Origin of the sequence: Streptomyces sp. NPDC005898 (genome assembly GCF_040629635.1) — a bacterium.
Lineage (GTDB): Bacteria > Actinomycetota > Actinomycetes > Streptomycetales > Streptomycetaceae > Streptomyces.
This window is the reverse complement of the sequence record NZ_JBEXWC010000041.1, coordinates 1-25,479: the sequence shown is the minus strand read 5'-3', so window position 1 is coordinate 25,479 and position 25,479 is coordinate 1. Positions and strand designations below refer to the sequence as shown.

The 25,479-nt window shown below is 73.1% G+C and carries 18 protein-coding genes and 1 pseudogene; 9 read left to right on the top strand and 10 right to left on the bottom strand.

Annotation, left to right across the window (positions count from 1 at the left end; genetic code table 11):
- The first annotated feature begins 18 nt into the window (after nucleotides 1-18).
- From ABZ385_RS32080 to ABZ385_RS32065, 4 genes are all read left to right on the top strand, one after another.
- The gene (locus ABZ385_RS32080; protein ID WP_358914093.1) at nucleotides 19-7,236 is read left to right on the top strand and encodes an amino acid adenylation domain-containing protein; all 7,218 of its coding nucleotides are present in this window, start codon (nucleotides 19-21) and stop codon (nucleotides 7,234-7,236) included.
- The gene (locus ABZ385_RS32075) at nucleotides 7,233-8,426 is read left to right on the top strand and encodes an FAD-dependent monooxygenase (RefSeq protein WP_358914092.1); all 1,194 of its coding nucleotides are present in this window, start codon (nucleotides 7,233-7,235) and stop codon (nucleotides 8,424-8,426) included. The genes ABZ385_RS32080 and ABZ385_RS32075 overlap by 4 nt, the downstream gene beginning before the upstream one ends.
- A 142-nt stretch (nucleotides 8,427-8,568) precedes the next feature.
- Complete coding sequence (locus tag ABZ385_RS32070; RefSeq protein ID WP_358584319.1) at nucleotides 8,569-9,309, top strand: SDR family NAD(P)-dependent oxidoreductase; 741 nt, start codon at nucleotides 8,569-8,571, stop codon at nucleotides 9,307-9,309.
- Between the two features lie 62 nt (nucleotides 9,310-9,371).
- Nucleotides 9,372-10,463: an SIS domain-containing protein gene (locus ABZ385_RS32065; RefSeq protein WP_358914091.1), complete on the top strand. Its 1,092-nt coding sequence runs from the start codon at nucleotides 9,372-9,374 to the stop codon at nucleotides 10,461-10,463.
- Between the two features lie 74 nt (nucleotides 10,464-10,537).
- On the opposite strand, the gene ABZ385_RS32060 is transcribed toward ABZ385_RS32065, so the two are convergent.
- Complete coding sequence (locus ABZ385_RS32060; protein WP_358914090.1) at nucleotides 10,538-10,762, bottom strand: hypothetical protein; 225 nt, start codon at nucleotides 10,760-10,762, stop codon at nucleotides 10,538-10,540.
- Between the two features lie 234 nt (nucleotides 10,763-10,996).
- Here ABZ385_RS32060 and ABZ385_RS32055 point away from each other — a divergent pair, with 234 nt between their 5' ends.
- On the top strand, nucleotides 10,997-11,902 hold the full coding sequence (locus tag ABZ385_RS32055) for a HipA family kinase (protein WP_358584330.1): 906 nt from the start codon (nucleotides 10,997-10,999) through the stop codon (nucleotides 11,900-11,902).
- Between the two features lie 65 nt (nucleotides 11,903-11,967).
- Here the strand turns inward: ABZ385_RS32055 and ABZ385_RS32050 are convergent, their stop codons facing one another.
- The 6 genes from ABZ385_RS32050 to ABZ385_RS32025 all read right to left on the bottom strand — a co-directional run bounded on the left by ABZ385_RS32050 (nucleotide 11,968) and on the right by ABZ385_RS32025 (nucleotide 18,418).
- Entirely contained in the window at nucleotides 11,968-12,627 is a 660-nt protein-coding gene (locus ABZ385_RS32050; RefSeq protein WP_358584316.1) for a fasciclin domain-containing protein, read from the bottom strand.
- A 99-nt stretch (nucleotides 12,628-12,726) separates the two neighbouring features.
- A complete protein-coding gene (locus ABZ385_RS32045) occupies nucleotides 12,727-14,331 on the bottom strand; it encodes a molybdopterin-dependent oxidoreductase (RefSeq protein WP_358914089.1) in 1,605 nt (534 codons plus the stop codon).
- A gap of 66 nt (nucleotides 14,332-14,397) precedes the next feature.
- Complete coding sequence (locus tag ABZ385_RS32040; RefSeq protein ID WP_358914088.1) at nucleotides 14,398-15,210, bottom strand: anti-sigma factor; 813 nt, start codon at nucleotides 15,208-15,210, stop codon at nucleotides 14,398-14,400.
- Nucleotides 15,207-15,791, bottom strand: a complete 585-nt coding sequence (locus tag ABZ385_RS32035) for a sigma-70 family RNA polymerase sigma factor (protein WP_358584313.1) — start codon at nucleotides 15,789-15,791, stop codon at nucleotides 15,207-15,209. The genes ABZ385_RS32040 and ABZ385_RS32035 overlap by 4 nt, the downstream gene beginning before the upstream one ends.
- A 157-nt stretch (nucleotides 15,792-15,948) precedes the next feature.
- Nucleotides 15,949-17,568: a malate synthase A gene (gene aceB / locus ABZ385_RS32030; protein WP_358584312.1), complete on the bottom strand. Its 1,620-nt coding sequence runs from the start codon at nucleotides 17,566-17,568 to the stop codon at nucleotides 15,949-15,951.
- A 226-nt stretch (nucleotides 17,569-17,794) separates the two neighbouring features.
- On the bottom strand, nucleotides 17,795-18,418 hold the full coding sequence (locus ABZ385_RS32025) for a nucleotidyltransferase family protein (protein ID WP_358914087.1): 624 nt from the start codon (nucleotides 18,416-18,418) through the stop codon (nucleotides 17,795-17,797).
- A gap of 165 nt (nucleotides 18,419-18,583) precedes the next feature.
- Here ABZ385_RS32025 and ABZ385_RS32020 point away from each other — a divergent pair, with 165 nt between their 5' ends.
- Nucleotides 18,584-18,898 (top strand): DUF5955 family protein, encoded by a 315-nt coding sequence (locus tag ABZ385_RS32020; RefSeq protein ID WP_358584310.1) that lies wholly within the window; start codon nucleotides 18,584-18,586, stop codon nucleotides 18,896-18,898.
- 452 nt (nucleotides 18,899-19,350) lie between these two features.
- Here the strand turns inward: ABZ385_RS32020 and ABZ385_RS32015 are convergent, their stop codons facing one another.
- A complete protein-coding gene (locus ABZ385_RS32015) occupies nucleotides 19,351-20,820 on the bottom strand; it encodes a PLP-dependent aminotransferase family protein (RefSeq protein ID WP_358914086.1) in 1,470 nt (489 codons plus the stop codon).
- A 100-nt stretch (nucleotides 20,821-20,920) separates the two neighbouring features.
- Here ABZ385_RS32015 and ABZ385_RS32010 point away from each other — a divergent pair, with 100 nt between their 5' ends.
- The gene (locus ABZ385_RS32010; protein ID WP_358584308.1) at nucleotides 20,921-21,439 is read left to right on the top strand and encodes a universal stress protein; all 519 of its coding nucleotides are present in this window, start codon (nucleotides 20,921-20,923) and stop codon (nucleotides 21,437-21,439) included.
- Between the two features lie 25 nt (nucleotides 21,440-21,464).
- Here the strand turns inward: ABZ385_RS32010 and ABZ385_RS32005 are convergent, their stop codons facing one another.
- Entirely contained in the window at nucleotides 21,465-22,124 is a 660-nt protein-coding gene (locus ABZ385_RS32005; RefSeq protein WP_358584307.1) for a response regulator transcription factor, read from the bottom strand.
- The gene (locus ABZ385_RS32000; protein WP_358914085.1) at nucleotides 22,121-23,371 is read right to left on the bottom strand and encodes a sensor histidine kinase; all 1,251 of its coding nucleotides are present in this window, start codon (nucleotides 23,369-23,371) and stop codon (nucleotides 22,121-22,123) included. Before ABZ385_RS32000 ends, ABZ385_RS32005 begins: the two co-directional genes overlap by 4 nt.
- Nucleotides 23,372-23,579: 208 nt before the next feature.
- Between ABZ385_RS32000 and ABZ385_RS31995 the strand changes: the two genes are divergently transcribed.
- Together ABZ385_RS31995 and ABZ385_RS31990 are read left to right on the top strand one after the other, a co-directional pair.
- Nucleotides 23,580-24,674 carry an FtsX-like permease family protein gene (locus tag ABZ385_RS31995; protein ID WP_358584305.1) on the top strand — a complete coding sequence of 365 codons (1,095 nt, stop codon included), beginning with the start codon at nucleotides 23,580-23,582 and terminating at the stop codon, nucleotides 24,672-24,674.
- Between the two features lie 2 nt (nucleotides 24,675-24,676).
- Nucleotides 24,677-25,339, top strand: a pseudogene (locus ABZ385_RS31990) (ABC transporter ATP-binding protein); the annotation flags it as partial.
- Nucleotides 25,340-25,479: the final 140 nt, after the last annotated feature.

Sequence of the window (25,479 nt, the reverse complement as noted above, 5' to 3'; positions counted from 1 at the left end):
GAGGAAAATGGAGCGATCGTGAATCTCCGGCCGCGCAACCCTCTCACGGCCTATCAGCAGGACATCTGGGCAGCGAACTCCCTCTTCCCGGACCTCCCGCAGTTCAACTGCTTCATCACCGACCGGTTCACCGGCGAGGTCGACGTCGACCTCCTCAAGGAGTGCCTGCGCCGTGCGGTCGACCGCAACGACGCGTTCCGGCTGCGGATCGACCCGCAGGACGGCACCCCGGGCCAGTGGGCCGAGGACGAGGCGTTCGACATCCCGACGGTCGACTTCTCCGCGGCCGACGAGCCCCGTGCGGCCTGCGAGGCGTGGATCAAGGACGCGTTCGACGTCCCGATCGAGGTGGAGCGCCGCCGGCTGTTCACGCTCGCCGTCCTCAAGGAGCGCGAGGACGTCGTCCGCACCTACGTCAAGGTGCATCACATCGTCGCCGACGCCTGGGGCCTGAACCTGTTCATGTCCCAGGTCCGCGCCGATTACGACCGGGCGCGGCGCACCGGGGAGTTCGCCGACCCGCCCGCGCCGTCCTACCTGGACTTCGCCGAGGAACAGCGCCGCTACCAGGCCTCGGACGACCACGAGCAGGACCGCGCCTTCTTCCAGGAGCGGCTCAAGGACGTCACCCCGGCCTTCTTCCGCCGCGCCGCGCCCGCGGGCTCCCGGCGCAGCGCCCGCCACAGCTTCCTCATCGAGCGCGCCCTCATCGACCGCATACGGGAGCGCGGGGACTCCGTCTTCGCGTTCGTCGCCGCTGCCTTCGCCGTCTACCTCTCCCGGATCCACGGCAGCGACGAGGTCGTCCTCGGCGTACCGCTCCTGAACCGGCCCACCGCCGGGCAGAAGCAGACCGTCGGCCACTTCGCCAACACCCTGCCGCTGCGGATCGCCCCCGGCAACGACCGCACGATGAGCGACCTGGTCGCCGACGTGCAGGCCGCCACCCGGGCGCTCAAACCCCACGAGCGGTTCGCCCTCGGCGACCTGCTGCGCTCCGTACCGCTCCAGGGCGGCGGCCCCAAGCGGCTGTTCGACACCACCATCGCCTACCTGCGCTGGCCGCCCCCGCTCGCCGTCCACGGCGTCACGTACGAGACCGTCGTGCAGGGCCGTGCCCACGACGACGACGTACTGGCGGTCGTCGTCAACGAACTGGACGACGTCAGCGACGTCCTGGTCGACATGGACTACGCCCTCGACGTCTTCGACGCGGACTTCCCCATCGAGTCGGTGGGCACCCACCTGGAGGCGATCCTCCGGGGCACCCTCGACCGCGCGGACCGCCCGCTGGCCGAGGTCCCCCTGCTCGGCGACGCCGAACGGGCCGCCCTGCTCGCCCTGGGCAGCGGCCCGGTGACCGACTTCTCCGCGCACACCACGCTCCACGCGCTCTTCGAGCAGCAGGCGGCCATTACGCCCGACCGGCCCGCCGTCCTCGCCCAGGACCCCGCCCAGTCGCTCACCTTCGCGCGCCTCGACGGATGGGCGAACCACATCGCGCGGCGGCTGCGCGACGACGGCGTGGACGTCGGCGACCGGGTGGCCGTACTGGCCGAACGCGGCCCGCAACTGGTCGCGGCCGTCCTCGGCGTACTCAAGGCGGGCGGCGCGTACGTGCCGGTCGACCCCAGCCACCCCGCCGAACGCGTCCGGTTCCTGCTCACCGACAGCGGGGCCAAGACCGTACTGCTGGGCAGCACGGTGCCCGACTCCCTGGTGGGCGACGCCGCCCCGGTGCGCCGCCTGGACGCCACCCCGCGCACCTCGCCCGCCCCGCCCGGGCCCCTCGGCGGCCCGCACGACCTCGCCTACGTCATCTACACCTCGGGCTCCACCGGGCAGCCCAAGGGCGTCCAGGTCGAACACCGCTCCGTGGTGAACCGCCTGGAGTGGATGCAGCGCGCCTACCCGGTCGGCGAGGGCGACGTCCTGCTCCAGAAGACACCGACGACCTTCGACGTCTCGGTGTGGGAGCTGTTCTGGTGGGCGATCACCGGCGCCGGACTCGCGCTGCTCCCGCCCAGGGGCGAGCGGGACCCCGCAGCCATCCTGCGGACGGTCGAGGCCCACCGGGTGAGCGTCGCCCACTTCGTGCCCTCGATGCTCGGCCCCTTCCTCGACCTGCTCGAAGAGGACCCGGCCCGGGTCGACGCCATCGCCTCGCTGCGTCTGGTGTTCTGCAGCGGCGAGGCCCTGACCCCCGCTCAGGTGACGCGTCTCAACCGGGCGTTCACGGCAGCCGGCACCAGGGCGCCGCGCCTGGTCAACCTCTACGGCCCGACCGAGGCCACCGTCGACGTCACCTGCTACGACTGCCCGGGCGACGCCGGCGAGGAAGTGCGGCGCGTACCGATCGGGCGGCCCATCGACAACATCCGGCTCTACGTCGTCGGGGCCCACGGCGACCTCCAGCCCGCCGGTGTGGCCGGCGAGCTGTGCGTCGCGGGCGTGGGCGTGGCCCGCGGCTACCTGGACCGGCCCGAACTGGACGCGGCGGCGTTCGTCGCCGACCCGTTCACCGGCGAGGGGCGGATGTACCGCACCGGCGACCGCGCGCGCTGGCTCGCCGACGGCACCCTCGAATACCTCGGCCGGCTGGACGACCAGGTCAAGATCCGCGGCAACCGGGTGGAGCTCGGCGAGGTCCGCAACCGCCTGACCGCCCTCCCGGGCGTCCGGGACGCCATCGTGGTCGACCGCAGCACACCCGCCCGCGGCCTCCACCTCGTCGGCTACTACGTCGCGGAGCAGGACATGCCGGCCGCGGAGCTGCGGGCCCGGCTCCTGGACGCGCTCCCGGAGTTCATGATCCCGGCGTTCTTCGTACGGATCGACCGGATCCCCCTCACCGCGAACGGCAAGGCCGACCGCCGCAGGCTGCCCGCGCCCGCCGCGGAGGCCGGCGCCTTGGCCGCGGCGCCCGCCAACGAGACCGAGGCGAAGATCGCGGCGGCCTGGGCGGCCGTCCTCGAGACCGACGTGATCGGCGTCGACCAGGACTACTACGCCCTGGGCGGCGACTCGATCCTCATGCTCCGCATCCAGGCCGAGGCACGCCGTGCGGGCGTGCACTTCACCCTGGCCGACATGGTCCGCAACCCCACCGTGGCGGCGCTCGCCGCGACCGCGACCACCGCGTCCGAGGACGAGCGGGACGCCCCGCTGGAGCCGTTCGCGCTCATCTCCGGCGTCGACCGCGCGCGCCTGGCCGGCCTGGACGACGCCTACCCCGCGACCCGGCTGCACCTCGGCCTGCTCTACCACAGCCGCGAACACGAGAATTCCGCCGTCTACCACGACGTCTTCTGCTACTCCCTCAAGACGGTCTGGGACGAGGCGGCGCTGCGCCGCGCCTTCGACGACCTGGTGCGGCGCCACCCCGTGTTGCGCTCCGCGTTCGACCTCGGCGGGTACTCCGAGCCCCTGCAACTGATCCACCCCGACGTCGACGGCGGCCTGGAGATCGTGGACCTGCGCGACCTCCCCGACGCACGGGCGCGGGCCGAGGTCGACCGGCACGTCCAGGAGCGGCGTTACCACGCGTACCGCCTGGACCGCCCGCCGCTCTACTTGTTCCGCGCGCACGTCCTGAAGGACTCCCTGGAGCTGGTCTTCAGCTTCCACCACGCGATCCTGGACGGCTGGAGCGTCGCCACCGTCGTCCGCGAACTCCTCCAGGACTTCGCCCACCACGCCGGACAGCCCGTCCCCGCCGTCCCCGCCGGACAGCTGCCCTCACCCGCCCTCTACGTACGCGAGGAACGCCGGGCCCTCGCCTCCGACCTCAGCAAGCGCTACTGGCAACGCCTGCTCGACGGCGCGGAACTGCTCCAGATCGACGGACTGCGGCCCTACGAACCCGCGGGCGACGAAGGTGTCATCGTCCACGAGGTGGAGTTGCCGGACGGCCTCGACGCCCGGCTGCGCGATCTGGCCAAGGATCACGGCCTGCCCGTCAAATCCCTGCTCCTGGCCGCCCACTGCCTGACCCTGCGGCTGTTCTCCGACACCCCGGACGTCACCACCGGCCTGGTCACCGGCGGACGGCCGGAGGAAGCCGGCGCCGAACGCGTCACCGGCCTCTTCCTGGAGACGCTGCCGCTGCGCCTCGACCCCCGGCCGCGCACCTGGCTCGACGCGGCCCGCGAGGTCTACCGGCAGGAGCGCGACAGCCACCCCCACCGGCGCTACCCGCTCAGCGCCATCCAGGAGGACCGCGGCGGCGACGTCATCTTCGAGACGGCCTTCAACTACGTCAACCCGCATGTCCTCACCTCGCTGTTCGAGGACACCGACATGGAGCTGACCGAGCTGCGGACCTGGGAGGAGACGAACTTCAAGCTCCTGCTCAACGCGATCACCGACCCGATCGACGAGCGCCTGTGGCTGCGGATGGACTGCGACGGCCACACCTTCTCCCGCTCGCAGGTGGAGAGCATCGGCCGGACCTACCTCGCCGTCCTGCGGCGGATGACCGAACACCCCGACACGGGCGTGGACTTCGGCTTCCTGTGCGACCCGAGGGCGACGGCGGCCCTGCGGCCCGGCGCCGACGCCGGCGGGGACACCTCCCGGAACGTCATCGCCCGCATCGCCGAACACGTCGCCCGGACCCCGGACGCGGTGGCCGTCTCCCGCGGAGCACGGCAGTGGACGTACGCCCAGCTCGACCGGGCCGCCGACCGCATCGCCCGCGGCCTGATCGCCGCGGGCGCCCGGCCCGGCTCGACCATCGGCATCGCCATGGACCGCTCGCCCGAGACGCTGGCCACCGTGCTCGGCGTCGGCAAGGCCGCCGCCACCTGCGTCCCGCTCGACGTCAGCTACCCGCCGGCCAGGCTCGCGGCGATGGTCGACCGCGCCGACCCGCTGCGGATCATCACCCACGAGAGGCACACGCACCTCTTCCAGGACTCCTCCCGGCTCCTGTCGGTGGACGACCTGCTCGCCGCGGAACCGGCGCCCGACGCCGGCCCGCTGCCCAAGATCACCGGCGAGACCGTCGCCTACCTGCTCTTCACCTCCGGGTCCACCGGTGAACCCAAGGGCGTGGAACTGCCGCACCGGGTGCTCGCCAACTACATGGAGTGGCAGATCCCCTCCGCCAGCGGCGCCGCCGGCGGCAAGACCCTCCAGTTCGCGCCGCTCAGCTTCGACGTGGCGTTCCAGGAGATCTACTCCACGCTGTGCGGCGGCGGCACCCTCCACCTGCTCGCCGAGGAGGAGCGCCGCGACATGCCGGCGTTGCTGCGGCTGCTGGACCGCGAGGAGGTCGAGCGGGTCTTCATGCCGTGCGTCGCGCTCCAACAGCTCGCCGAGACCTCCCAGATGCTGGGCATCCGGCCCCGCGCGCTGCGGGTCGTGATCTCCTCCGGCGAACAACTGCGGATCACCGACGAGATCCGGCGGTTCTGCGCCGCACTGCCGGGCACCGTCCTGGAGAACCAGTACGGGCCGACCGAGACGCACCTGCTGACCCACCACACGATGACCGGCGACCCGGCGCGCTTCCCCGACCTGCCGCCCATCGGCGTCCCGCTCCCCGGGATCCAGGTCCACCTGCTCGACGGCCTCATGCGGCCCGTGCCGCCCGGCGCCAAGGGCGAGGTCTACATCGGCGGCGTCTGCCTCGCCCACGGCTACCGCGACCGGCCCGACCTCACCGAGGAGCGCTTCGTGCCGCACCCCTCCGGGGAGCCGGGCGCCCGCCTCTACCGCACGGGGGACCTGGCCAGGGTCATGCCCGACGGCAACCTCGTCTGGCTCGGCCGCGCCGACTCCCAGGTCAAGGTGCGCGGTTACCGCGTCGAGCTGGCCGAGGTGGAGATCGCCATCGCCAAACTCGCCGAGGAGCAGCCCGGCATCCGGGAGGCCGCGGTGGTGGCCCGGCGCCGGGAGGGCGCCGACGCGTTCCTCGCGGCGTTCCTCGTGGGCGACGCGGCGGCCGTGGACCTCGACGAGGTACGCACCCGCCTGCGCGGCGCCCTGCCGGACTACATGGTGCCCTCGCACCTGGAGTGGCTGCCGCGCCTGCCCCTGACGCCCAGCGGCAAGCGGGACGACGCGCTGCTACGCCGGATGCCGCTGGCCGCGCCGGCCGCGGACGCCGCCTTGCCGGCCGACGAGCACGAGACGGCGCTGGTGGGCATCCTTGCGGAACTCCTCGAACTGCCCTCGGTCGGCGTGCGGGACAACTTCTTCGACATCGGCGGCACCTCGCTGACCGCGATGCGGCTGGTGATGACCATCGAGAAGCGCTACGGCGTCAGCGTCCCGCTCTCCGCGTTCGTCGCGGCGCCCACCGTGGCCGGGCTCGCGCAGCGGCTGCGGGCCGGCGACTCGGCGGCGGAGTTCGACCCCGTCGTGCCGATCCGCACCCAGGGCGACAAACCGCCCCTGTTCCTGGTCCACCCGCTCGGCGGCCACGTCCTGTGCTACGTACGCCTGGCCCGCCACCTGCCCGACGACCAGCCCGTCTACGCGCTCCAGGCCGCCGGGACCGTGCCCGGCACGGAACCGCTCACCTCCATCCCCGAGCTGGCCGAGACCTACCTGAAGGCGATGCGGCGGGCCTGCCCGCACGGCCCGTACGTCATCGGCGGCTGGTCGTTCGGCGGCTTCATCGCCTTCGAGATGGCGCGGCAGCTGCGGCGCACCGACCCCGGCGCCCTCCACAGCGCCGTGCTGATCGACCCGATCGCCGTCAAACAGGGGGAGCGGCCCGACGTCGAGGACCACTCGCTCCTCGAATGGTTCTTCTGGGAACTGCTGTGGATGGAGCGCGGCGGGACCGCCCCGGTGATCTCGCTGCCGGACGGCCTGGACGAGGAGGCGACGTTCGACTTCATCGTCGGACACGCCACGGAGGCGGGCGTGCTCCCGGCGGGCAGCTCCCGCGCCACCGTGCGGCGCCTGTTCACGATGTTCAAGGCGCACTGGCACGCGATCCTCTCCTACCGTCCCGAACAGGGCGACGAGGACCTGACGCTGCTCCGCGCCACCGCGGAACTGCCCCCGATCCTCCAGCCGATGCACGGAGCCGCCATGAGCCTGCACGAGGACCCCACCAACGGCTGGGGATACCTGACCACCGGACACCTCCAGGTCGTCGACGTGCCCGGAGACCACCTGGTCCTCCTGGAGGAACCGCACGTGAACGTCGTCGCCCAGAAGATCCAAGAAGCGATGGCCGGACGGCTCGACCGTCACCCGGCCGACGGGAGCGGGAAATGACCCAGCAGGAGAACTCCGGGCGCGCCACGCCCAAGGCGCTCATCATCGGAGCCGGGATCGGCGGGCTCGCCACCGCGGCCACCCTGCGCCGGGCCGGCATCGAGGTACAGATCTTCGAGAAGGCCCCCGAGCTGCGCCCCGGCACCACGGCCGTCTCCTTGATGTCCAACGCGATCCTGGCGCTGCGCACCCTGGACATCGACATCGCCCCCGGTCTCGCCAAACGCGGCGAGGTGTTCGACGAGCTGAAGTTCCGCACCCGGCGCGGCCTGCCCATCAGGGCACTGCCGTTCCGCGACCTCGCCGACCGGCTCGGCGCGGCCAACTACGCCGTGCACCGCGCCGACCTCCAGCAGACACTGCTCGACGCCATCGGCGACGACCAGGAGATCGAACTGAACGCCTCCGCCACCGGGTTCACCACCGGCGACGACGGCGTCGAGGTCACCTTCGAGGACGGCCGCACGGCCACCGGCGACATCCTGATCGGCGCCGACGGGTTCAACTCCGCGATCCGCCGCCAGGTGGCTCCCGCCGACGACGGGCCCCGGTCCGGCGGTTACGCGTGCTGGCTGGCGACGGTGCCCTTCGACCACCCGCGGCTGACCAAGGGCTACGCCGCGCACTACTGGGGGCGCGGCCAGCGCTTCGGCCTCGCCGACATCGGCCACGGCCGGGCCTACTGGTGGGCGACGAAGAACGTGCCGCCGGGCGCGTCGGGACACCTGCGGCGCGGCAAGGAAGGCCTCGCCGGCCTCTTCGCCGGCTGGGCCGACGAGGTGCGGGAGGCGATCCGCGTCACCCCCGAGGAGACGATCGTCCGCATCACCGCCCAGGACCGCCCCTTCCTCGCGCGCTGGGGCACCGGACGCATGACCCTCCTCGGGGACGCGGCGCACCCCATGCTCGTCAGCCTCGGCCAGGGCGCGGCGCTCGCCATCGAGGACGCCGTCGTCCTCGCCCAGCACCTGAAGGGGGCGACGGACCTGCCCGCGGCGCTGCGCGGCTACGAGGACGAGCGCAGGCCGCGCACCGAGGCCCTGGTCGGCGCGGCCCGCGCGCTCAGCCTCACGGAGCAGCTGGAAGGGCCGTTCTCCGCCCTGGGCCGCGACCTCTACTTCCGCTTCGCGCCCATGTCCAGGTTCACCAGCCAGAACGAAGCGGTCCTCACCTGGCCCCCGCAGGGCTGACCACGGTCCCCGCAGGGCTGACCACGGCCCGTGCCGGAGCGAGCCGTGGTCTCCGGGGAGCCGCTGATGACGCCTCGCGCCGCGCCCGCGGACCCGTGCGGGCGCGGGCGCGCAAGACCCCGATCCGATCAAGGAGTTGTCCATGCAGACGCCACTCGCCGTGGTCACCGGCGGCACGAAGGGCATCGGCCTGAGCCTCAGCCGCAGGCTGCTGTCCATGGGGTACCGGGTCGTCGCCCTGTACCGCGGCGACCAGGAGGCCGCCGCGGCCGCCGGCAAGGAACTGGGCGACGGTTTCACGGCGCTCCGGTCGGACATCGCCGAGAGCCAGGAGGCCTTCCGCACCGCCGAGCAGATTCTGGCGGAGCACGGCACCCCGCAGGTGCTCGTCAACAACGCGGGCCGCAACATCGACCGGCCCTTCCTGGAGATGACGCCCTCGGACTGGGACCAGGTCATCCAGGCCAACCTGTCGGCCCCCTTCTACCTCACCCGGGCCCTGGCGCCCGCCATGCTCGACGCCGGCGGCGGCAGCATCGTCAATGTCGCCGCCACCACCGGTATCCGGCCGCGCCTGAACGGCACCAACTACTGCGCGAGCAAAGCGGGCCTGCTCCACTTCACCAAATGCCTCGCCCTGGAACTCGCCCCCACGATCCGGGTCAATTCCCTGATCCCCGGGATGATCGACACCGAAGAGATGAACACCCGGTTCAGGACGGACGAACCGGAGTTCCGTGACCGGCTGCTGGCCGAGATCCCGCAGGGGCGCATCGGCAGCCCCGAGGCCATGGCCGACGCGCTCGAATTCCTCGTCGGCGACAAGGCCTCGTACATCACCGGACAGAAGATGATCGTCGACGGCGGCCAGTTCATGTGGTGAGGGCCCACCCGCCCGATCCGGCACCGACCCCTCAACGAAAGGCACGTCACATGCAGTCACGCATGGAACGCTACGAGAACTTCCTCACCAACGAATACCGCAAGGGCTTCCTCAAGCCCGAGGAGTACTCCCTCGCGGACATGACGGACGACCTGCGGCTCAAGATAAAGTCCGGACAGTTCAAGCGGGTCGTGTTCACCGGAATGGGATGCTCGGCCATCGTCTCCGACGTCGTGGCGGCCTTCTTCCAATCGGCGGGCAGCGAACTGGAGTTCCATGTCCTCAACGACTACGACCACCGGTACCTGCTCCCGTCCTCCGTCATGGACGACGAGGGGACCCTCATCGTCCTCAGCTCCTACAGCGGCCACTCCAACGAGCCGGTGCACGTCTTCCACCAGCTGCGGCACGCCCACGACAGGATGCTGCTGCTCACCTCGGGCGGACGCCTCGGCGCCCTCGGCGAGGAGGCCGGGGTGTCGATCGCGCGCTGGACGCTGAGTGAGCCGGACCGCGAGTACCCGCTGTTCCACGTCGGGCAGTACTTCGCCATCCTGCTGGACATGTTCCTGGAGCTGGGCCTGATCGAGCAGGACCACCGGCAGGAGGTCCGCCGGCTCCCCGGTCACCTGGAGGCCGACTTCACCGAGGCGCACCGCGAGCTGGCCCGCACGGTGGCCGAGCGCAGCCGTGACGCCAACGTCATCATGCTGGCGTCCCCGAAGTGGCACGAAAGCCTGCTGAAGCTCGGCAAGATGCACCTCAACGAGATCGCGATGGTGCCGGCGGCCCGCAACTACTTCCACGAGTTCTGCCACAGCGAGGTCGCCACGCTGTCCGACCCGACCAGGAAGCACAGCCTGATCGTCTTCCGGGACGAGGACGACGACGACTACACCAAGGCGAAGATGGAGAACCTGGTGGGGCTGCTCACCAGCGACCGCCCGGAGAACCGGAACATCGAGGTCTCCGTGGTGCCCCTCGCCGAACCCACCTTCACCCGCAAGTACTTCACCGCGCTCGAATTCATCCAGTACCTCACCCTGGACCTCGGCCGGGCCCACGAGACGCGTTCTCGCGAACTGATCTCCGAGGCCGCGGGAAACCCCTGGTACCACGGGGACACCATCCGCGCCGAGGAAGTCGCCGGCTGACGGGGCGGTACGGGGCACGGCACGAGCCGGGACGGACCTCGGGGCCACCGCCGAGGGTGGCCCCGAGGGCGCGATCAGCGATGGGCGGGCTTGACCCACCCCTTCTTGACCAGCTGGTCACAGTGCCACTTGCCGTACGCCCGGCTCTCCCCCTTCTGCGCGGTCGCCTTGAGGCAGTCCGCGTACGGGAACGGGGGCCCCTGAACGAGGGAGGCGGGGGCGGCCTGGGCGGTCACCGCCGACAGGCCGAGCCCGCCGGCGGCCACGGCCAGGGTCAGGGCGATGCTGATGCGACGCACGAGGTTCTCCTTCTTCTCACGTTCTTCCCACGCCGAAGCGGAACGCTCCGGCCGGCCACGCCGTCGTGCCGCGGCCATCGGCCGCACAAGATCGGCGACTGCTCAACGAGGAAGACCGCGGTCAGGACATCACCCATCCGCATTGCTTCTCCGGTCACGCGGGAATCCGCGAGGGTCGTCCTCGCCACTACACTTCTCCCGAGTCGGCCGTGGAGGAGAGGGGTGGCCCGGAAAGTGTTGAGAGAGGTCACCGCGACCCGTTACGTCGAGCCCCTGCGCACCGGCGGCTCCGTGCCCGGTGTCGTCGAGGCCGATGACCTCGGTACGTACGTCGTCAAGTTCACCGGGTCGGCCCAGGGCCGCAAGGCGCTCGTCGCCGAGATCGTCGTCGGCGAGCTGGCGCGCCGGCTCGGGCTGCGCTTTCCCGAGCTGGTCCTCGTCCACTTCGACCCCGCGGTCGCCGCCGACGAGCCGCACCAGGAGGTGCGGGACCTGCTGCACGCCAGCGCCGGCCTCAACCTCGGCATGGACCTGCTGCCGGGCGCGCGGGACTTCACGCCGGACGCCCTGGACGTGGACCCGCTGGAGGCCGGCAAGGTCGTGTGGCTCGACGCGCTCACCGCCAACGTCGACCGCACCGTGCACAGTTCGAACCTCATGGTGTGGCCCACCTTCGGCACGCGCCCGCCGCAGCTGTGGCTCATCGACCACGGCGCGGCCCTCGTCTTCCACCACCGCTGGGGGGCGTCCGCGCCCGACAAGGCGTACGACTTCCGCCACCACGCCCTCGGCGGATACGGGCCCGACATGGCCGCGGCCGACGCCGAACTGGCGCCGCTCGTCACGGAGTCCATGCTGCGCGAGGTCGTCGCGCTCGTGCCCGACGCGTGGCTCGCCGACGAGCCGGGGTTCGCCTCGCCGGACGCCGTGCGCGAGGCCTACGTGACTCATCTGCTGGCCCGCGCCCGCTCCTCCGCCGACTGGCTGCCGACCGACTTCCCGACCCGCGGCGAGCTGGCCGCCGCCGACGCCCGCCGCGCCGCCGCCACCGAGCAGGGCCGCCCCGACTGGCTCAAGCGCGTACCGGACCTGCACGGCAAGCCCGCGGCGGAACAGGACTGGTCGGCGCACCTCGGCTGACGGCGCGCGCCCACCGGGAGGGGAGCGCGCGCCGTCAGCCTGCCGCCCGAGGGCGGAGAGGGGGGTCAGCTCTTGGGCATCAGGACGGTGTCGATGATGTGGACCGTCGCGTTGGAGGTCTCGACGTTGCCGCAGACCACCTTGGCGGAGTCGTTCACCTTGAACGACTCACCCGAACCGGCCGTCGTCAGCTTGCTCTTCTCCAGCGTCTCGTAGGAGCCCTTCGCCAGGTCGCCGGGGGTGAGCTTCTGACCCACCACGTGGTAGGTGAGGATCTTGGTGAGCTGGGCCTTGTCGCTGAGGACCTTGTCCAGGTCCGCCTTCGGGATCTTCGCGAACGCGTCGTTCGTCGGGGCGAACACGGTGATGTCCTCGGCGCTGTTCAGCGTGTCGACGAGGCCGGCCTTCTTGACCGCCGTGACCAGGGTGGACAGCTCGGGGTTGTTCGAGGCGGCGGTGGCGACCGGGTCCTTGGCCATGCCGTCGAAGCTGCCCTTGCCACCCTCGGGCACGGCCGAACAAGCGGGGCCGAAGGGCTTCGTCATGCTCGCCATGTCCTCGGAGGGACTCTCGTCGGCCTTCTTCTCCTTGGCCGACGACTTGGACGCGTCGGACGACGAGCCGCTGTCGCCGTCGTCCGAGCAGGCCGTGAGGGCCAGCGGGAGGAATGCCACCGAGGCGACGGCGACAGCGGTACGGCGCAGACGGCGGGAAGTGGTGTTCATGATTTTTTTCTCCTGAGATATGACCTGGGACATGAGGTGTCGGGTACGACGGGGTGTGGGGTAGGAGTGGGGGCGCGGGCAAGCGCCGTGCCGTGGGGTTCAGTCGACGGTGACCACCACCGAATGCCATCCGCTCGCCCCGTCGGGGATCGTGCGGGTCCGCTCGTCGGTCTGGACCGTGCCCGTGCGGTCGGTCGCCCGCACGCTGAGGGTGTGACCGCCGGAAGCGGCCTGCCAGGGGAAGGACCACAGGCGCCAGGTGTCCCGGGTGTTCTCGGCGGCGAGGTCGGCGGGCCGCCAGGGGCCGTCGTCCACGCGCACCTCGACCTTGTCGACGCCCCGGTGCTGCGCCCAGGCGACCCCGGCCACCATGACCGTGCCCGCGCGGGGCCGGGCGAACGGCCTGGGGGTGTCGATCCGCGACTGGGTCTTGATCGGTGCCTTGCGGGCCCAGTCCCGCTTCACCCAGTACGAGTCGTAGGAGTCGAACGTGGTCAGCTCGATGTCCTTGATCCACTTGCAGGCCGACACATAGCCGTACAGCCCGGGGACCAGCATGCGTACCGGGAAACCGTGCGTGAAGGGGAGCGGTTCGCCGTTCATGCCCACGGCGAGCATCGCGTCGCGGCCGTCCAGCACGTCGTCCACGGGAGTGCCGATCGTCATGCCGTCCACGGAGCGGGACACCAGCTGGTCGGCGGGGCCGCCCCGGGACGGGGGCCGCACACCGCACTCCTCCAGCAGCTCCGCCAACGGCACCCCGAGCCAGCGGGCGTTGCCCGCGTAGGGGCCGCCGACCTCGTTCGACACGCAGGTCAGGGTGATGTCCCGCTCGTTCAGATCGCGCCGCAGCAGGTCCGCGTACGAGATCGTCCGCTCGCGCGCGACGCCCTTGCCGTGGATCCGCAGCCGCCAGGTGTCGGCGTTCACCTTCGGGACGACGAGCGCGGTGTCCACCCGGTAGAAGTCCTTGTTGGACGTGACGAAGGAGCTGAGACCGGGCACCTTCGGCCGTACGCCCCGCGGCACGGCGGCGGCCGCCGAGGCCGGGGCGGGGAGCACGACGCCCGCGCGCGAGGCGACGGCGTCCTTGCCGCTCGCGGCGTTCAGTGACTTGCCGAGGACACCGGCGCCCGTCGACGCGGCGGCGGCCGCGCTCGCGGCGAGCAGGAAGCCCCGCCGGTCCCACTCGCCCCGGGGAGCGGGGTCGAGTCCGGCCGCCGCGGGGACCGGGTGCGGGATGAGACGGCCCATCAGTACGTACAGGAGCACGGCCCCGACGGCCGCGCCCACGAGCGAGGGCATGGCGTCGAGAGGGCTCGTGGAGTCCGGGCGGGTGACGGCCGCGAGGGCGCCCACCACACCGAAGAGCAGGACGCCCGCCGAGCCCGTCCGGCGCCGGCGCAGGGCCAGCAGGCCGAGCACGAGCGCGAGAAGGGCCAGGACGGCGAGGATGCCCAACTGGAGGACGAGCTTGTCGTCCGTCCCGAACCGCTGGATCGCCCAGTCCTTGACGGCCGCGGGCGTGCGGTCGATGGCCGCCCCGCCGACCGCCACCACCGGGCCGGACTCGGGGCGCACCGCGGAGGAGATCAGCTCCGCCGCCGCGAGCGCCGCGAACCCGGCGAGTGCCCCGCTGAGGGCACCGGCCAGGAGACGCCACCAGTCGACGCGCCGCCACGAGGCCTTCCGTTCCGTCTTCACGAGGGGTATTCGGTGCCGATGGCCGCGCGGATTGGTCGATTACCCGACCGAGTGAACGATCGGACGTCAGGCCGGGAAAGCCACGAGTGCCACCGGCGCCGAGGTCGGCTCGTCCGAGCCGCCCGCGGGCTCCACCGTGACGCCCATGCCCCGCGCGTCACCGACCTCGCCCCGCATCAGCACGGCCCCGGTCGGACGGTCGGGGTCCATGAGGCCGGCCGGACGCATGGTTCCGCCGTCGTCGAACCAGAGTTGGTAGACCTTGCCCAGCGGCGGCCGCGCCATCCCGTCGGCCACGAACACGGCCTTGTCGCGGCTCTTGGACACGACGACCGTGCCCCTGGCCCCACCGTCGAACGTACCGGTGCGGGACTTGGCGTCGGGGGCGGCCAGCACCTCCGCGAGTTCCCGCGACTGCTCCCCGGCCCGCTCCTGGACCTGCTGGGCCCGCTCGCGCGCGTCCTGCGCCCGCTGGTGCTGCCAGATCGCCGTGCCGCCGAAGGTGACGGCGGCGGCGAGGCACGCGGCGAGGGCCCAGCGGGGCGCCTCCCGGGTCACACGTGCCCTGCGCGGGCCCGCGCTGCGGCCCGCGGCCCGGCCCGTGCCCGCGCCCTCGGCCGGGCTCAGGTCCGGTTCGCCGTGCGGGACGTCCTGACGGACCGTGGCGATGCGCGCGAGGACCTCCTCCTTCATGGCGCGCCGGGGGGCGACGGCCGAGGCCATCGCGAGCCGCGCGACGGTCGCGGTCAGCTCCCGCACCTCCTGGGCGCACGACGGGCACAGCGCGAGGTGTTCCTCGAACCGGTCGCGTTCGGCGTCCTCCAGGGCGTTCGCGGCGTAGGCCCCCGTGAGGGTGTGCAGATCGGCCGTGGTGCTCACGCGTTCACCCCCAGGCAGTCGCGCAGCCGGATGAGTCCGTCGCGCAAGCGGGTCTTCACCGTGCCGAGCGGCAGGGCGAGGAGTTCGGCGACCTGCCGGTAGGTCAGGCCGCGGTAGTAGGCGAGCGTCACGGACTGGCGCTGCACCTCGGTCAGGGAGCGCAGGCACCGGCGTACCTGTTCGCGCTCCAGATGGGTCTCGACCTGCTCGCTGACCTCGTCGAACTCCGGGGTGCGGGAGAGCAGGGCGGCCTTGTGCTCACGGGCCGAGGCCGCCTCCACGGAGCGGACGCGGTCCACCGCGCGCCGGTGGGCGAGGGTCAGCACCCAGTTCATCGCGGTGCCGAGGCCCGGCCGGTAGCGGGGCGCGGTGCGCCACACCTCGACCAGGACCTCCTGGGCGACCTCCTCGGACTGGGCGTGGTCGCGCAGCACCCCGCGGACGACGCCGAGGACGGGGCCCGCCACGGCGTCGTAGACACCGGGGAAGGCCTCCTGGTCGCCGCGGGCGACGCGGGCGACCAGTTCTTGCAGGTCGGGTCCAGGCGCTGACCGGGAGCCGATGCGGACGACTTCATTCACGCGGTGATCCTTCGGGACGCGGGTCGGCGTACACGACTGATACGTAGCCGAGGGCCCCGCGGATTGCCCGGTCAAACACACGATCCGCCCCCGGCTCTGTGCGGTGCCGGGGGCGGATCGGGAACGCGCGCGCGGGGAGACGTACCCGCGAGAGGTGTCAGCGGAGCTGCTCGTACGCCGGGAGCGTGAGGAAGTCCGCGTAGTCCTCGTCCAGGGAGACCTGGAGGAGGAGGTCGTGGGCCTGCTGCCACTTGCCGGCGGCGAAGGCCTCGTCGCCGATCTCGGCGCGGATGGCGTCCAGCTCCTTCGCCGCCACCTGGCGGGCCAGGTCCGCCGTGGCCCGCTCGCCGTTCTCGAAGACGACGCCCGCGTTGATCCACTGCCAGATCTGGGAGCGCGAGATCTCGGCGGTGGCGGCGTCCTCCATGAGGTTGAAGATGGCGACGGCGCCGAGACCGCGCAGCCAGGCCTCGATGTAGCGGATGCCGACCTGGACGGCGTTGACCAGACCCTCGTACGTGGGCTTCGCGTCGAGGGAGTCGATGGCGATCAGGTCGGCGGCCGCGACCCGCACGTCCTCGCGCAGCCGGTCCTTCTGGTTCGGCTTGTCGCCGAGCACCGCGTCGAAGGACTCCATGGCGATCGGGACCAGGTCCGGGTGCGCCACCCACGAGCCGTCGAAGCCGTCGGCGGCCTCACGGTCCTTGTCGTTCTTGACCTTCTCGAACGCGACCTTGTTGACCTCCGCGTCCTTGCGGGAGGGGATGAACGCCGCCATGCCGCCGATCGCGTGCGCGCCGCGCTTGTGGCAGGTGCGCACGAGCAGCTCGGTGTAGGCCCGCATGAACGGGGCGGTCATCGTCACGAGGTTGCGGTCCGGCAGGACGAACTTCTCGCCGCCGTCACGGAAGTTCTTGACGATGGAGAAGAGGTAGTCCCAGCGGCCCGCGTTCAGCCCGGAGGCGTGGTCGCGCAGCTCGTAGAGGATCTCCTCCATCTGGTACGCGGCGGTGATCGTCTCGATGAGGACGGTCGCGCGGACCGTGCCCTGCGGGATGCCGACGTAGTCCTGCGCGAAGACGAAGATGTCGTTCCAGAGGCGCGCCTCCAGGTACGACTCCGTCTTCGGCAGGTAGAAGTAGGGGCCCTTGCCCAGCTCGATGAGGCGCTTGGCGTTGTGGAAGAAGTACAGGCCGAAGTCGACGAGCGCGCCGGGGACCGGGCGGCCGTCGACCTGGAGGTGGCGCTCGTCCAGGTGCCAGCCGCGCGGGCGCATGACGACCGTGGCCAGCTCGGCGGCGTCCTTGAGGGCGTACGACTTGCCGGTGCGCTCGTCGGTGAAGTCGATGCGGCGCTCGTAGGCGTCGGTGAGGTTGAGCTGGCCGAGGACCACGTTCTCCCAGGTGGGCGCGGAGGCGTCCTCGAAGTCGGCGAGCCAGACCTTCGCGCCCGAGTTCAGGGCGTTGATGGTCATCTTGCGGTCGGTGGGGCCCGTGATCTCCACACGCCGGTCGTTCAGCGCGGCCGGGGCCGGGGCGACCCGCCAGGAGTCGTCCTCGCGGATCGCGGCGGTCTCCGGGAGGAAGTCCAGGGTGGAGGTGGTGGCGATCTCGGCGCGGCGCTCGGCGCGCCGGGCGAGGAGCTCGTCACGCCGGGGCGTGAACAGCCGGTGCAGCTCGGCCACAAAGGCGAGGGCCGCGTCGGTGAGCACCTCTTCCTGCCGGGGCAGGGGCTCTGCGTCGACGATGGCCAGCGGCGACGGCGCTAGTGCGGACATGAGCTGTCACTTCCTTCAGAGAGCTGCGCGGACGGTGCCGGGCGAGCCGCCGGGCAGACGCGGTGGCACTGAGTGCCACAGGAGCCGAGGTACGGCTGCGGGGCCCCGTCCGAGGGAACGGGCCTTCTGGTCAGTGGATACTAGTTTCCTCATGGTGGAAGTTCAATCGTTTGTTGATGTCGAGATTCTTTTCATCGACAGAACGTGTCGCTGAGTGCCACCCCGGTCACTCCAAGTGGATCAGGTCCTCCGCCGTGTCGATGTCGTACGCGTCGGCCACCTCGCCGCACTCGATCAGCGTGACCGCTCCGGCGTGCGCCCGCAGATAATCCCGGGCCCCGCGGTCGCCGGCCGCCGTCTCCGCGATGCCCGCCCAGTGGTCGCGGCCGAACAGCACCGGGTGCCCGCGCCGCCCCTGATACGCGGCCGCCGCGAGCGTCGCCGGCGACCGGTAGGCGTCCCGCACCCGTGCCGCGGCCACCGCGCCGACCCCCGGCTGGTCGACCAGCGACACCAGCACGGCCCGCGCTCCCGAGTCCCGGAGCGAGGCGAGACCGGCCCGGAGGGAGGAGCCCATGCCGTGCGCCCAGTCCGGGTTGTCCACCAGCACGCAGCCCGGGAGCGGGGCACGCGCGCGTACGGCCTCGCGGGAGGCGCCGAGCACCACGTGCACCGGCGCGCAGCCCGCCTCGCGCAACACCCGCGCCGCGTGCTCCACCAGCGGGCGGCCCCGATGCTCCAAGAGCGCCTTCGGGCGGCCGCCCAGACGCCGGCCGCCGCCGGCGGCGAGCAGCAGCCCGGCGACCTCGCCCGCCCCGGCGGGCGGTCCCTGCACTGCTTCTGTCGTCATGACTCCTGCATACCCCGCGCCGCAGGGACGCCGCCGCCCGAAAGTGGCGCGTGCCGACCCGGGGGCGCTTTACTGACCTGCGGCCCTGGTGCCTGACCAGCACCGAAGGCCGAGAACGACGCACGAGAACAGAACAGCGCACGTGGGCGTGCGCGGGGGAGAGCTGTGTTGCGGGGCATGGAGCAGAGGCGGACGACGGGCGACGACGGGGACCCACGGGTGGCGAAGCTGTGCGCCGCCGTGGCCCGGCTGCGCCGCGAGCTGGCGGCGCACCCGGTCGAGTTCACCGACCGGGCCATAGCCGAGGACGAGCTGGCCGCCCTCGCCGCGATGGCCGCCGCCGGCACCCCCGAACTGCGCCGCCTGCGGCGCTCCCTGCTGCTCGTCGCGGGCGCGCTCGGCTCGGTCAGCGCCCTGTCGACGGCGCTCGCGGAGGTACGGGACACGGTGGAGACGTTCGGCGAGCCGCGGGGGCGCTGATACGGGGGGTTGCGGCATCGCGGGGGCGGTGGTGGTGGGGGCCGGGGTTTGCCACCCCGGTGGGCGGCGGTGGGGAGCGGGGGTCTCATGCCGCCCAGGGGCAGAGGTGGCGGATCGCGTCACGCAGCTCGGGGGCGGCGGTTTTTTTGGGGGGGGGCGGGGTGTCGCGCCGCCCAGCGCTGGGGTGGCGGTCCGGGGTGTCGCGTCGCTCACGGGCGGGGCTGCGGTTTGGGGCGTCGCCGCACCAAGCGTCGGGGCTGCAGTGCGGGGTGTCGCCGCGCCCAGCGCGCCGGCTGCGGTGCGGGGTCTCGTGTCGCTCAGGGCCGGGGTTGCGGTCCGGGATGTCGCGTCGCTCAGCGCCGGGGCTGGGGTCCGGGGTGCCACGCCACCCAGGGGCGGGGCTGCGGTCCAGGGTGTCGCGTCGCCCAGCGCCCCGGCTGCGGTCCGGGAGGTTACGCCACCCAGGGGCGGCGGTCCGGGGCGGTGTCAGGGGTTCGCAGGTCTTCGGTCAGTGTCGCCGCCAGGCGGATGGCCGCTTGTTCCGCCTGGGCGGGCGGCAGCGTGTACGGGACGCGCAGGCGGTGCTCGTGCGTTCCGGGATCCGCGCCGAAGCGCGAGCCGCCCTCGATCCGTACGCCGTGTGCGAGCGCCGCGCGGGCCAGCGAGGACGCGATCGGCCGGCCCAGGTCCACCCAGAGTGAGAGCCCGCCCGGCGGCACCCGCCAGCGCCACTCGGGCACATGGCGGGCCAGCGACGCCGCGAGGGCGTCCCGCTGCGCCCGCAGCCTCGGCAGCCGCGCGCGCAGCACGTCGTCCACGCCGCGCAGCAGACGCAACGCCACCAGTTGCTCGATGACCGGCGTCGACATGTCGACCGGAACACGGGCCATCGCCAGCTCCGTGATCAGCTTCGAGCCCGCCCGCACCCAGCCGATGCGCAGCCCGCCCCAGTGCGACTTGCTCAACGACCCGACCGTCACGACCTGTTCGCCCGCGCCGTGCGGCGCCAGCGAGGCGAACGGCGCGGGCGGCGGCACGTCCAGCGCGATGTCGGCGATGGTCTCGTCGATCAGCAGCCAGGTGCCCGTGGCGCGGGCCGTCTCCAGGATGCGTACGCGCTGCTCACGCGGCATCAGGGCGCCGGTCGGATTCTGGAAGTCCGGCACGAGATACGCGAGGCGGGGCGCCGCCTGCCGCAGCGACGACTCGATGAGCCCGCTGTCCCAGCCGTCCTCCGTGACCGGCACGGGCACCGCCCGCAGACCCGCCCTGCGGATCGCGTCCAGCGCGTTGGGGTACGAGGGGTTCTCCACCAGCACCCGGTCCCCCGGCCGACCGAGGAGCGCCAGCGCCAGGGACAGCGCGTGCTGGGCGCCGGTGGTGATCAGGATCTGGTCGGGGAGCGTCGGCAGGCCCCGCCGCGTGAAACGCTCGGCGACGGCCGCCCGCAACGCCGGTATCCCGTACGGGTGGTAACCGGGCGTCGGCGCGTGCTCGGCCAGCATCGCGGCCGCCGCGCCGAGCGCCTCGGTCAGCTCCGCCTCCGGGGCGCCGGGCGCCGCGATCGCCAGGTCCAGCACGTCGTCCCCGGCCGGGAACACGGCCACGCTGGAGGGCCGCCGCCCCGCCGGCAGCTCGGTCCAGGTGCCCGCGCCCCGGCGGCTGCGGGCGTAACCGCCCTCGCGCAGCACGTCGTACGCCGCCGTGACCGTGGCCCGGCTCACCGCGAGCGCCGAAGCCAGCTCGCGCTCGGCGGGCAGCCGGGTGTGCAGCGGGACGCGGCCGTCCAGCAGCAAGGTGCGCACCCCCTGGGCGAGCGCGCGGTAACCGGGGCGCTCACCGGCGATCCCGGTCAGCAGACCGGCCAGCCGGCCGCTGCCCAGGCTCCTGTCCAGGCGGTGGACCACTCGTGCCTCTGCCATGCCAACTCCCGCGTATTGGCCCTGCTCTCCAGGCCAATCAGCGTACAGACTCCCCTTCAGCCGGCTTCTAACAGTTCGTTTCGGCCAGGGAGGGACACCGATGACACCGGGGACAGGGATGGAGCACGCGGGACGCGTCGTCGTGGGAGTGAGCGGATCGCTCGCGAGCCTGGCAGCGCTGCGGGTAGCCGCGAAGGAGGCGCGGCGCGGGCGCCGCGTCCTCGTCGCGGTGATCGCCTGGGAGCCGCCGGAGGGCGAGGCCCTGTATCTGCGCCGCCCGGATCCGCGATGGGCCCGGCACTGGCAGGCAGAGGCGCGCGCCCGCCTCGACCGCGCCTTCGACGAGGTCTTCGGGGGCGCGCCGCCCGGCGTCGCGGTCGAACGCCGGGTGATCAGGGACAGCCCGGCCCGCGCCCTGAGCGCGCTCGCCGCCCACCCCGACGACCTCCTCGTCCTCGGCACCCGCCCCGGCAGACGTCGCCCGAGCCGCGTCCACCGCCGGGCCCGCGCCCGCACCGCCTGCCCGGTCCTGACCGTCCCGTCCCCGCGACCGCCGAAGGGCCTGCGCAGGGCGCTGCGCGGCATGCGGGCGGCGGACTTCGCCCTGGTGGGGGAGTGAGGCGGGCCGTCCGGGGCGGGGGGTGTCAGGGGCGGCTGCGGATGAGGCCGCGGGCCGTCGCGGCCGCCACCGCCGCGGTGCGGGAGTCCACGCCGAGCTTGGCGTAGATGTGCACCAGATGGGACTTCACCGTGGCTTGGCTCAGGAAGAGTTCCCTGCTGATCCGCTGGTTGGACAGGCCGTCCTTCACCAGGCGCAGCACCTCGAGCTCCCGGCGGCTCAGGGCCTGCGCCGGGGTCCGCATGCGGTCCATCAGACGGTGCGCGACGGCGGGCGCGAGGGCGGAGCGCCCCGACGCCGCCGTGCGCACCGCCGCGGCCAGCTCCTCGGGCGGCGCGTCCTTGAGGAGATAGCCCGCCGCGCCCGCCTCCACCGCCGCGAGGATGTCCGCCTCCGTGTCGTACGTGGTCAGGACCAGGACCCGGGGCGCCCCCTCGCGCGCGGTGATCGCGGCCGTCGCCGCCGCGCCGTGCATCCCGGCGCCGAACTGAAGGTCCATCAGGACCACGTCGACACCGTCCGGTCCCGCCGCCGCGGCCCGTTCCACCGCCGCCTCCGCCGTCGCCGCCTCCGCGACTATCTCGAAGTCCGGCTCCGCGTCGAGCACGGCGCGCAGACCCGCGCGTACGACGGGATGGTCGTCGGCGAGCAGCAGACGCACCGTCGCCCCGGGTGCCCGCGTCACGCCGCCGCCCCCGCCGGACGGGCGGGCAGCGGCAGCGCGATCGCCACCGCGGTGCCCTGTCCCGGTGCGGACTCGACCGTGAAGGTGCCGCCCAGCGCCCGGGCCCGCGCGCGCATCGCGGGCAGCCCGAAACCGCCGTCCCCCGCCCCCTGCGGCGGTTCGCCGGCCGCCGGATCGAAACCCCTGCCGTCGTCGACCACGTCGAGCGTGACCGACCCGTCCATGAACGTCAGCGTGATCTCGGCGCGGGCCGCCCCCGCGTGCCGCACCGCGTTCGCGAGGGCGGACTGCGCGACGCGCAGCAGCGCCACCTCGTACGGCGTGGGCAGCTCCACCGGCGTACCGCTGACGGAGAACCGCACACGGGGGCCCGCGCTCGACGCGCACAGCCGCTCCAGGGCCCCGGCGAGCGAGCCGCGCTCCAGACCGGGCGGGGAGAGCGCGCGCACGAAGCGGCGGGCCTCGGCCAGGTTGTCCTGGGCGGCCGCCCGCGCCCGCTCGATGTGCGGGGCCGCCGGGGAGCCGTCCGGCAGCGCGCGCTGCGCGGCCCGCAGCAGCAACTGGATGGAGGACAGGCCCTGCGCGAGGGTGTCGTGGATCTCCCGGGCCAGTCGCTCCCGCTCCGCCAGGGTGCCCGCGGTGCGCTCGGCGGCGGCGAGTTCGGCCCGCGTGGCCACCAGTTCGTCGATGAGCCGGCGGCGGTGCTCGCTCTCCCGGTACAGCGCCGCGTACCCGAGGACCGTGGCCACGGCGACGGCCGCGCCGAGCAGCGGCCCGATGAAGCCGCCGGGGGTCACCGGCGCGCCGTGCAGCAGGAAGCCGCCGATGGCGGCGGCCGCCGTGGCGAGGACCGCGGGCAGCGCCCAGCGGACCGGCAGCAGCCACAGCTGGAGGAAGTACAGCGGGAAGGCGACCCACAGCCCGTCCGGGGACAGTGCCAGCAGCACCAGCCAGGCCGCGCCCAGCGCCGCCAGCCACCAGGCCGCCGCGCGCCGCGAGCGGGCCACGGCGGGGCTCAGCGTGCCGGCCGCGTACACGGCGGCCACGAGGAGCACCGCCGCGACGACGGCCGCGGGCCGCGCCGCTCCCGGCGGGTGGGCCGAGCCGTCTTGCGCCAGCGCCTTCACCGCGGCGAGCGCCAGCAGCCCCGCGAGGAGGGCGTGCAGGCACAGGCGCAGGGCGAGGGCCACGGGCGTGCGGGCGGCCGGGTGCGTGGGCGTGGGCGTGGGGACGAGGGTGCGGGGCATGGGGTCTCGGAGGTCCGGGGCTCGATGAGCGCGGGGCGGGGACGGGGGCTGGGGGCCGGCTGGGGCGTACGCGTGCCCCTTCCACCGTACGGGCGGAGCCCCGCGGCTCCGTCAACCGAAAGGTTGAAGTGCGGCGCCGCCCTTCGATCCGGGTGAACCGTGCTGGGGCGCGATGCCCCGCCCGTGCTGCCGGCCGCAGGGTGGGGCCATGTTCGTCGCATGGAGAGACCTGCGGTTCGCCAAGGGGCGGTTCGCCCTGATGGGGGCCGTCGTCGTACTGATCACCCTGCTCGTCGGTCTGCTGTCCGGGCTGACCGCCGGGCTCGCCAGGGAGAACACCTCGGCCGTCACCGGGCTGCCGGCCGACCACCTGGCCTTCGCCGCGCCGCCCGACGGCCGGTCGGTCTCCTTCACAAACTCGCTGGTGGAGCGGCGGGCCTGGGAGAAGTGGGCCGCACGGCCCGGCGTGCTCTCCGCGCAGCCCATCGGCATCAGCACCCTCAGTGCCACCGCGGGCAAGCGTTCGGCGGCGGTCTCCGCCTTCGGCGTCCCATCGGACGCCGGCATCGCGCCGGACGGTGTCGCGCCGGGCGACGCGGTGCTCTCCGAGCAGGCGGCCGAGGACCTCGGGGTCCGGGTCGGCGACCGCGTCCGGCTCGGCGGCGGCGCGGTGGGGGAGCGGGTGGCGCGCGTCGCGTCCGACGCCTCGTACAGCCATACGCCCGTGGTGTGGATCTCGCTCGACGACTGGCAGCGGCTCGGGCGCGGGGGCGGCCGGGGCCCGTCCGGGGAGCAGCAGGCGACGGTGATCGCGCTGCGGACCGGCGACGGGGTCGATCTGGCCGCCGGGGATCAGGCCGCGGGGACCGCGACGAAGTCGCGCGACGGAGCGCTGTCGGCCATCGGCTCCTACCAGGCCGAGAACGGCTCCCTCCAGTTGATGCGGGGCTTTCTGTTCGTGATCTCCGCGCTGGTCATAGGGGCGTTCTTCACCGTGTGGACGATCCAGCGGGGCACCGACATCGCCGTCCTGAAGGCGCTGGGTGCCTCCACGCCCTATCTGCTGCGGGACGCGCTGGGCCAGGCCGTGGCGATGCTCGTCGTCGGTACGGCGGTGGGGTCCGGGATCGCGGCGGCGGCCGGCGGGGTCATCAGCGGCGGCGACGTCCCGTTCGTGCTGGAACCGGCGACCGTGCTGGGGCCCGCCGGGGTCATGATCGCGCTCGGTGCGGTCGGGGCCGGTCTTTCCGTGCGGCGGATCACCGCCGTCGATCCGTTGGTCGCGTTGGGGAGTGCCCGATGAACATCTCTTTGCTGCTGGAGGACGTCACGCTCACGTACCCCGACGGGGCGGGGCGGCTGACCGCGCTGGACGGCGTGGGACTGGAGGTGCCGGCGGGCACGATGACCGCGGTGGTGGGCCCCTCCGGTTCCGGCAAGTCCAGCCTGCTCGCCGTCGCGGCGACGCTGGTCACGCCCGAGCGGGGGCGGGTCGTGGTGGACGGCGTCGACACGGCGACGCTGAGCAGGGCCGAGAAGGCGGAACTACGACGGCGACGCCTCGGCATCGTCTTCCAGCAGCCGAACCTGCTGGGCTCGCTGACGGCGCTGGAGCAGTTGGAGCTGATGGCGCACGTGGACGGGCGGCGCCCCGGTGGCCGGGTCCGCGAACGGGCGCGGGGACTGCTGGCGGCGGTCGGCCTCGCGGACCAGGCGGGGCGCCGCCCGCACCAGCTGTCAGGAGGCCAGCGTCAACGGGTGGGGATCGCGCGGGCGCTGATGAACGGCCCCGCGGTGCTGCTGGTCGACGAGCCGACCAGCGCGCTGGACCATGAACGCGGGGCCGCGGTGCTGTCGCTCCTCGCGACCCTGACGAAGGAACGTGGCACGGCGACGGTCCTGGTCACCCACGACAGAGCGGCCCTGGCCCACGCGGACCGAGTGACGGAACTGAGAGACGGCCACCTCCACCACGGAGCAACGGGTGGGTGGGTGGGAGACGACCGCCGCGAAGCGGTGGAACAAACGACCGAGATGGGCGGCCGAACAACAACCCCCCCACCCCCAAACCCACACCGCCCCCACCCCCCCCCCCCCCCACACCAGCC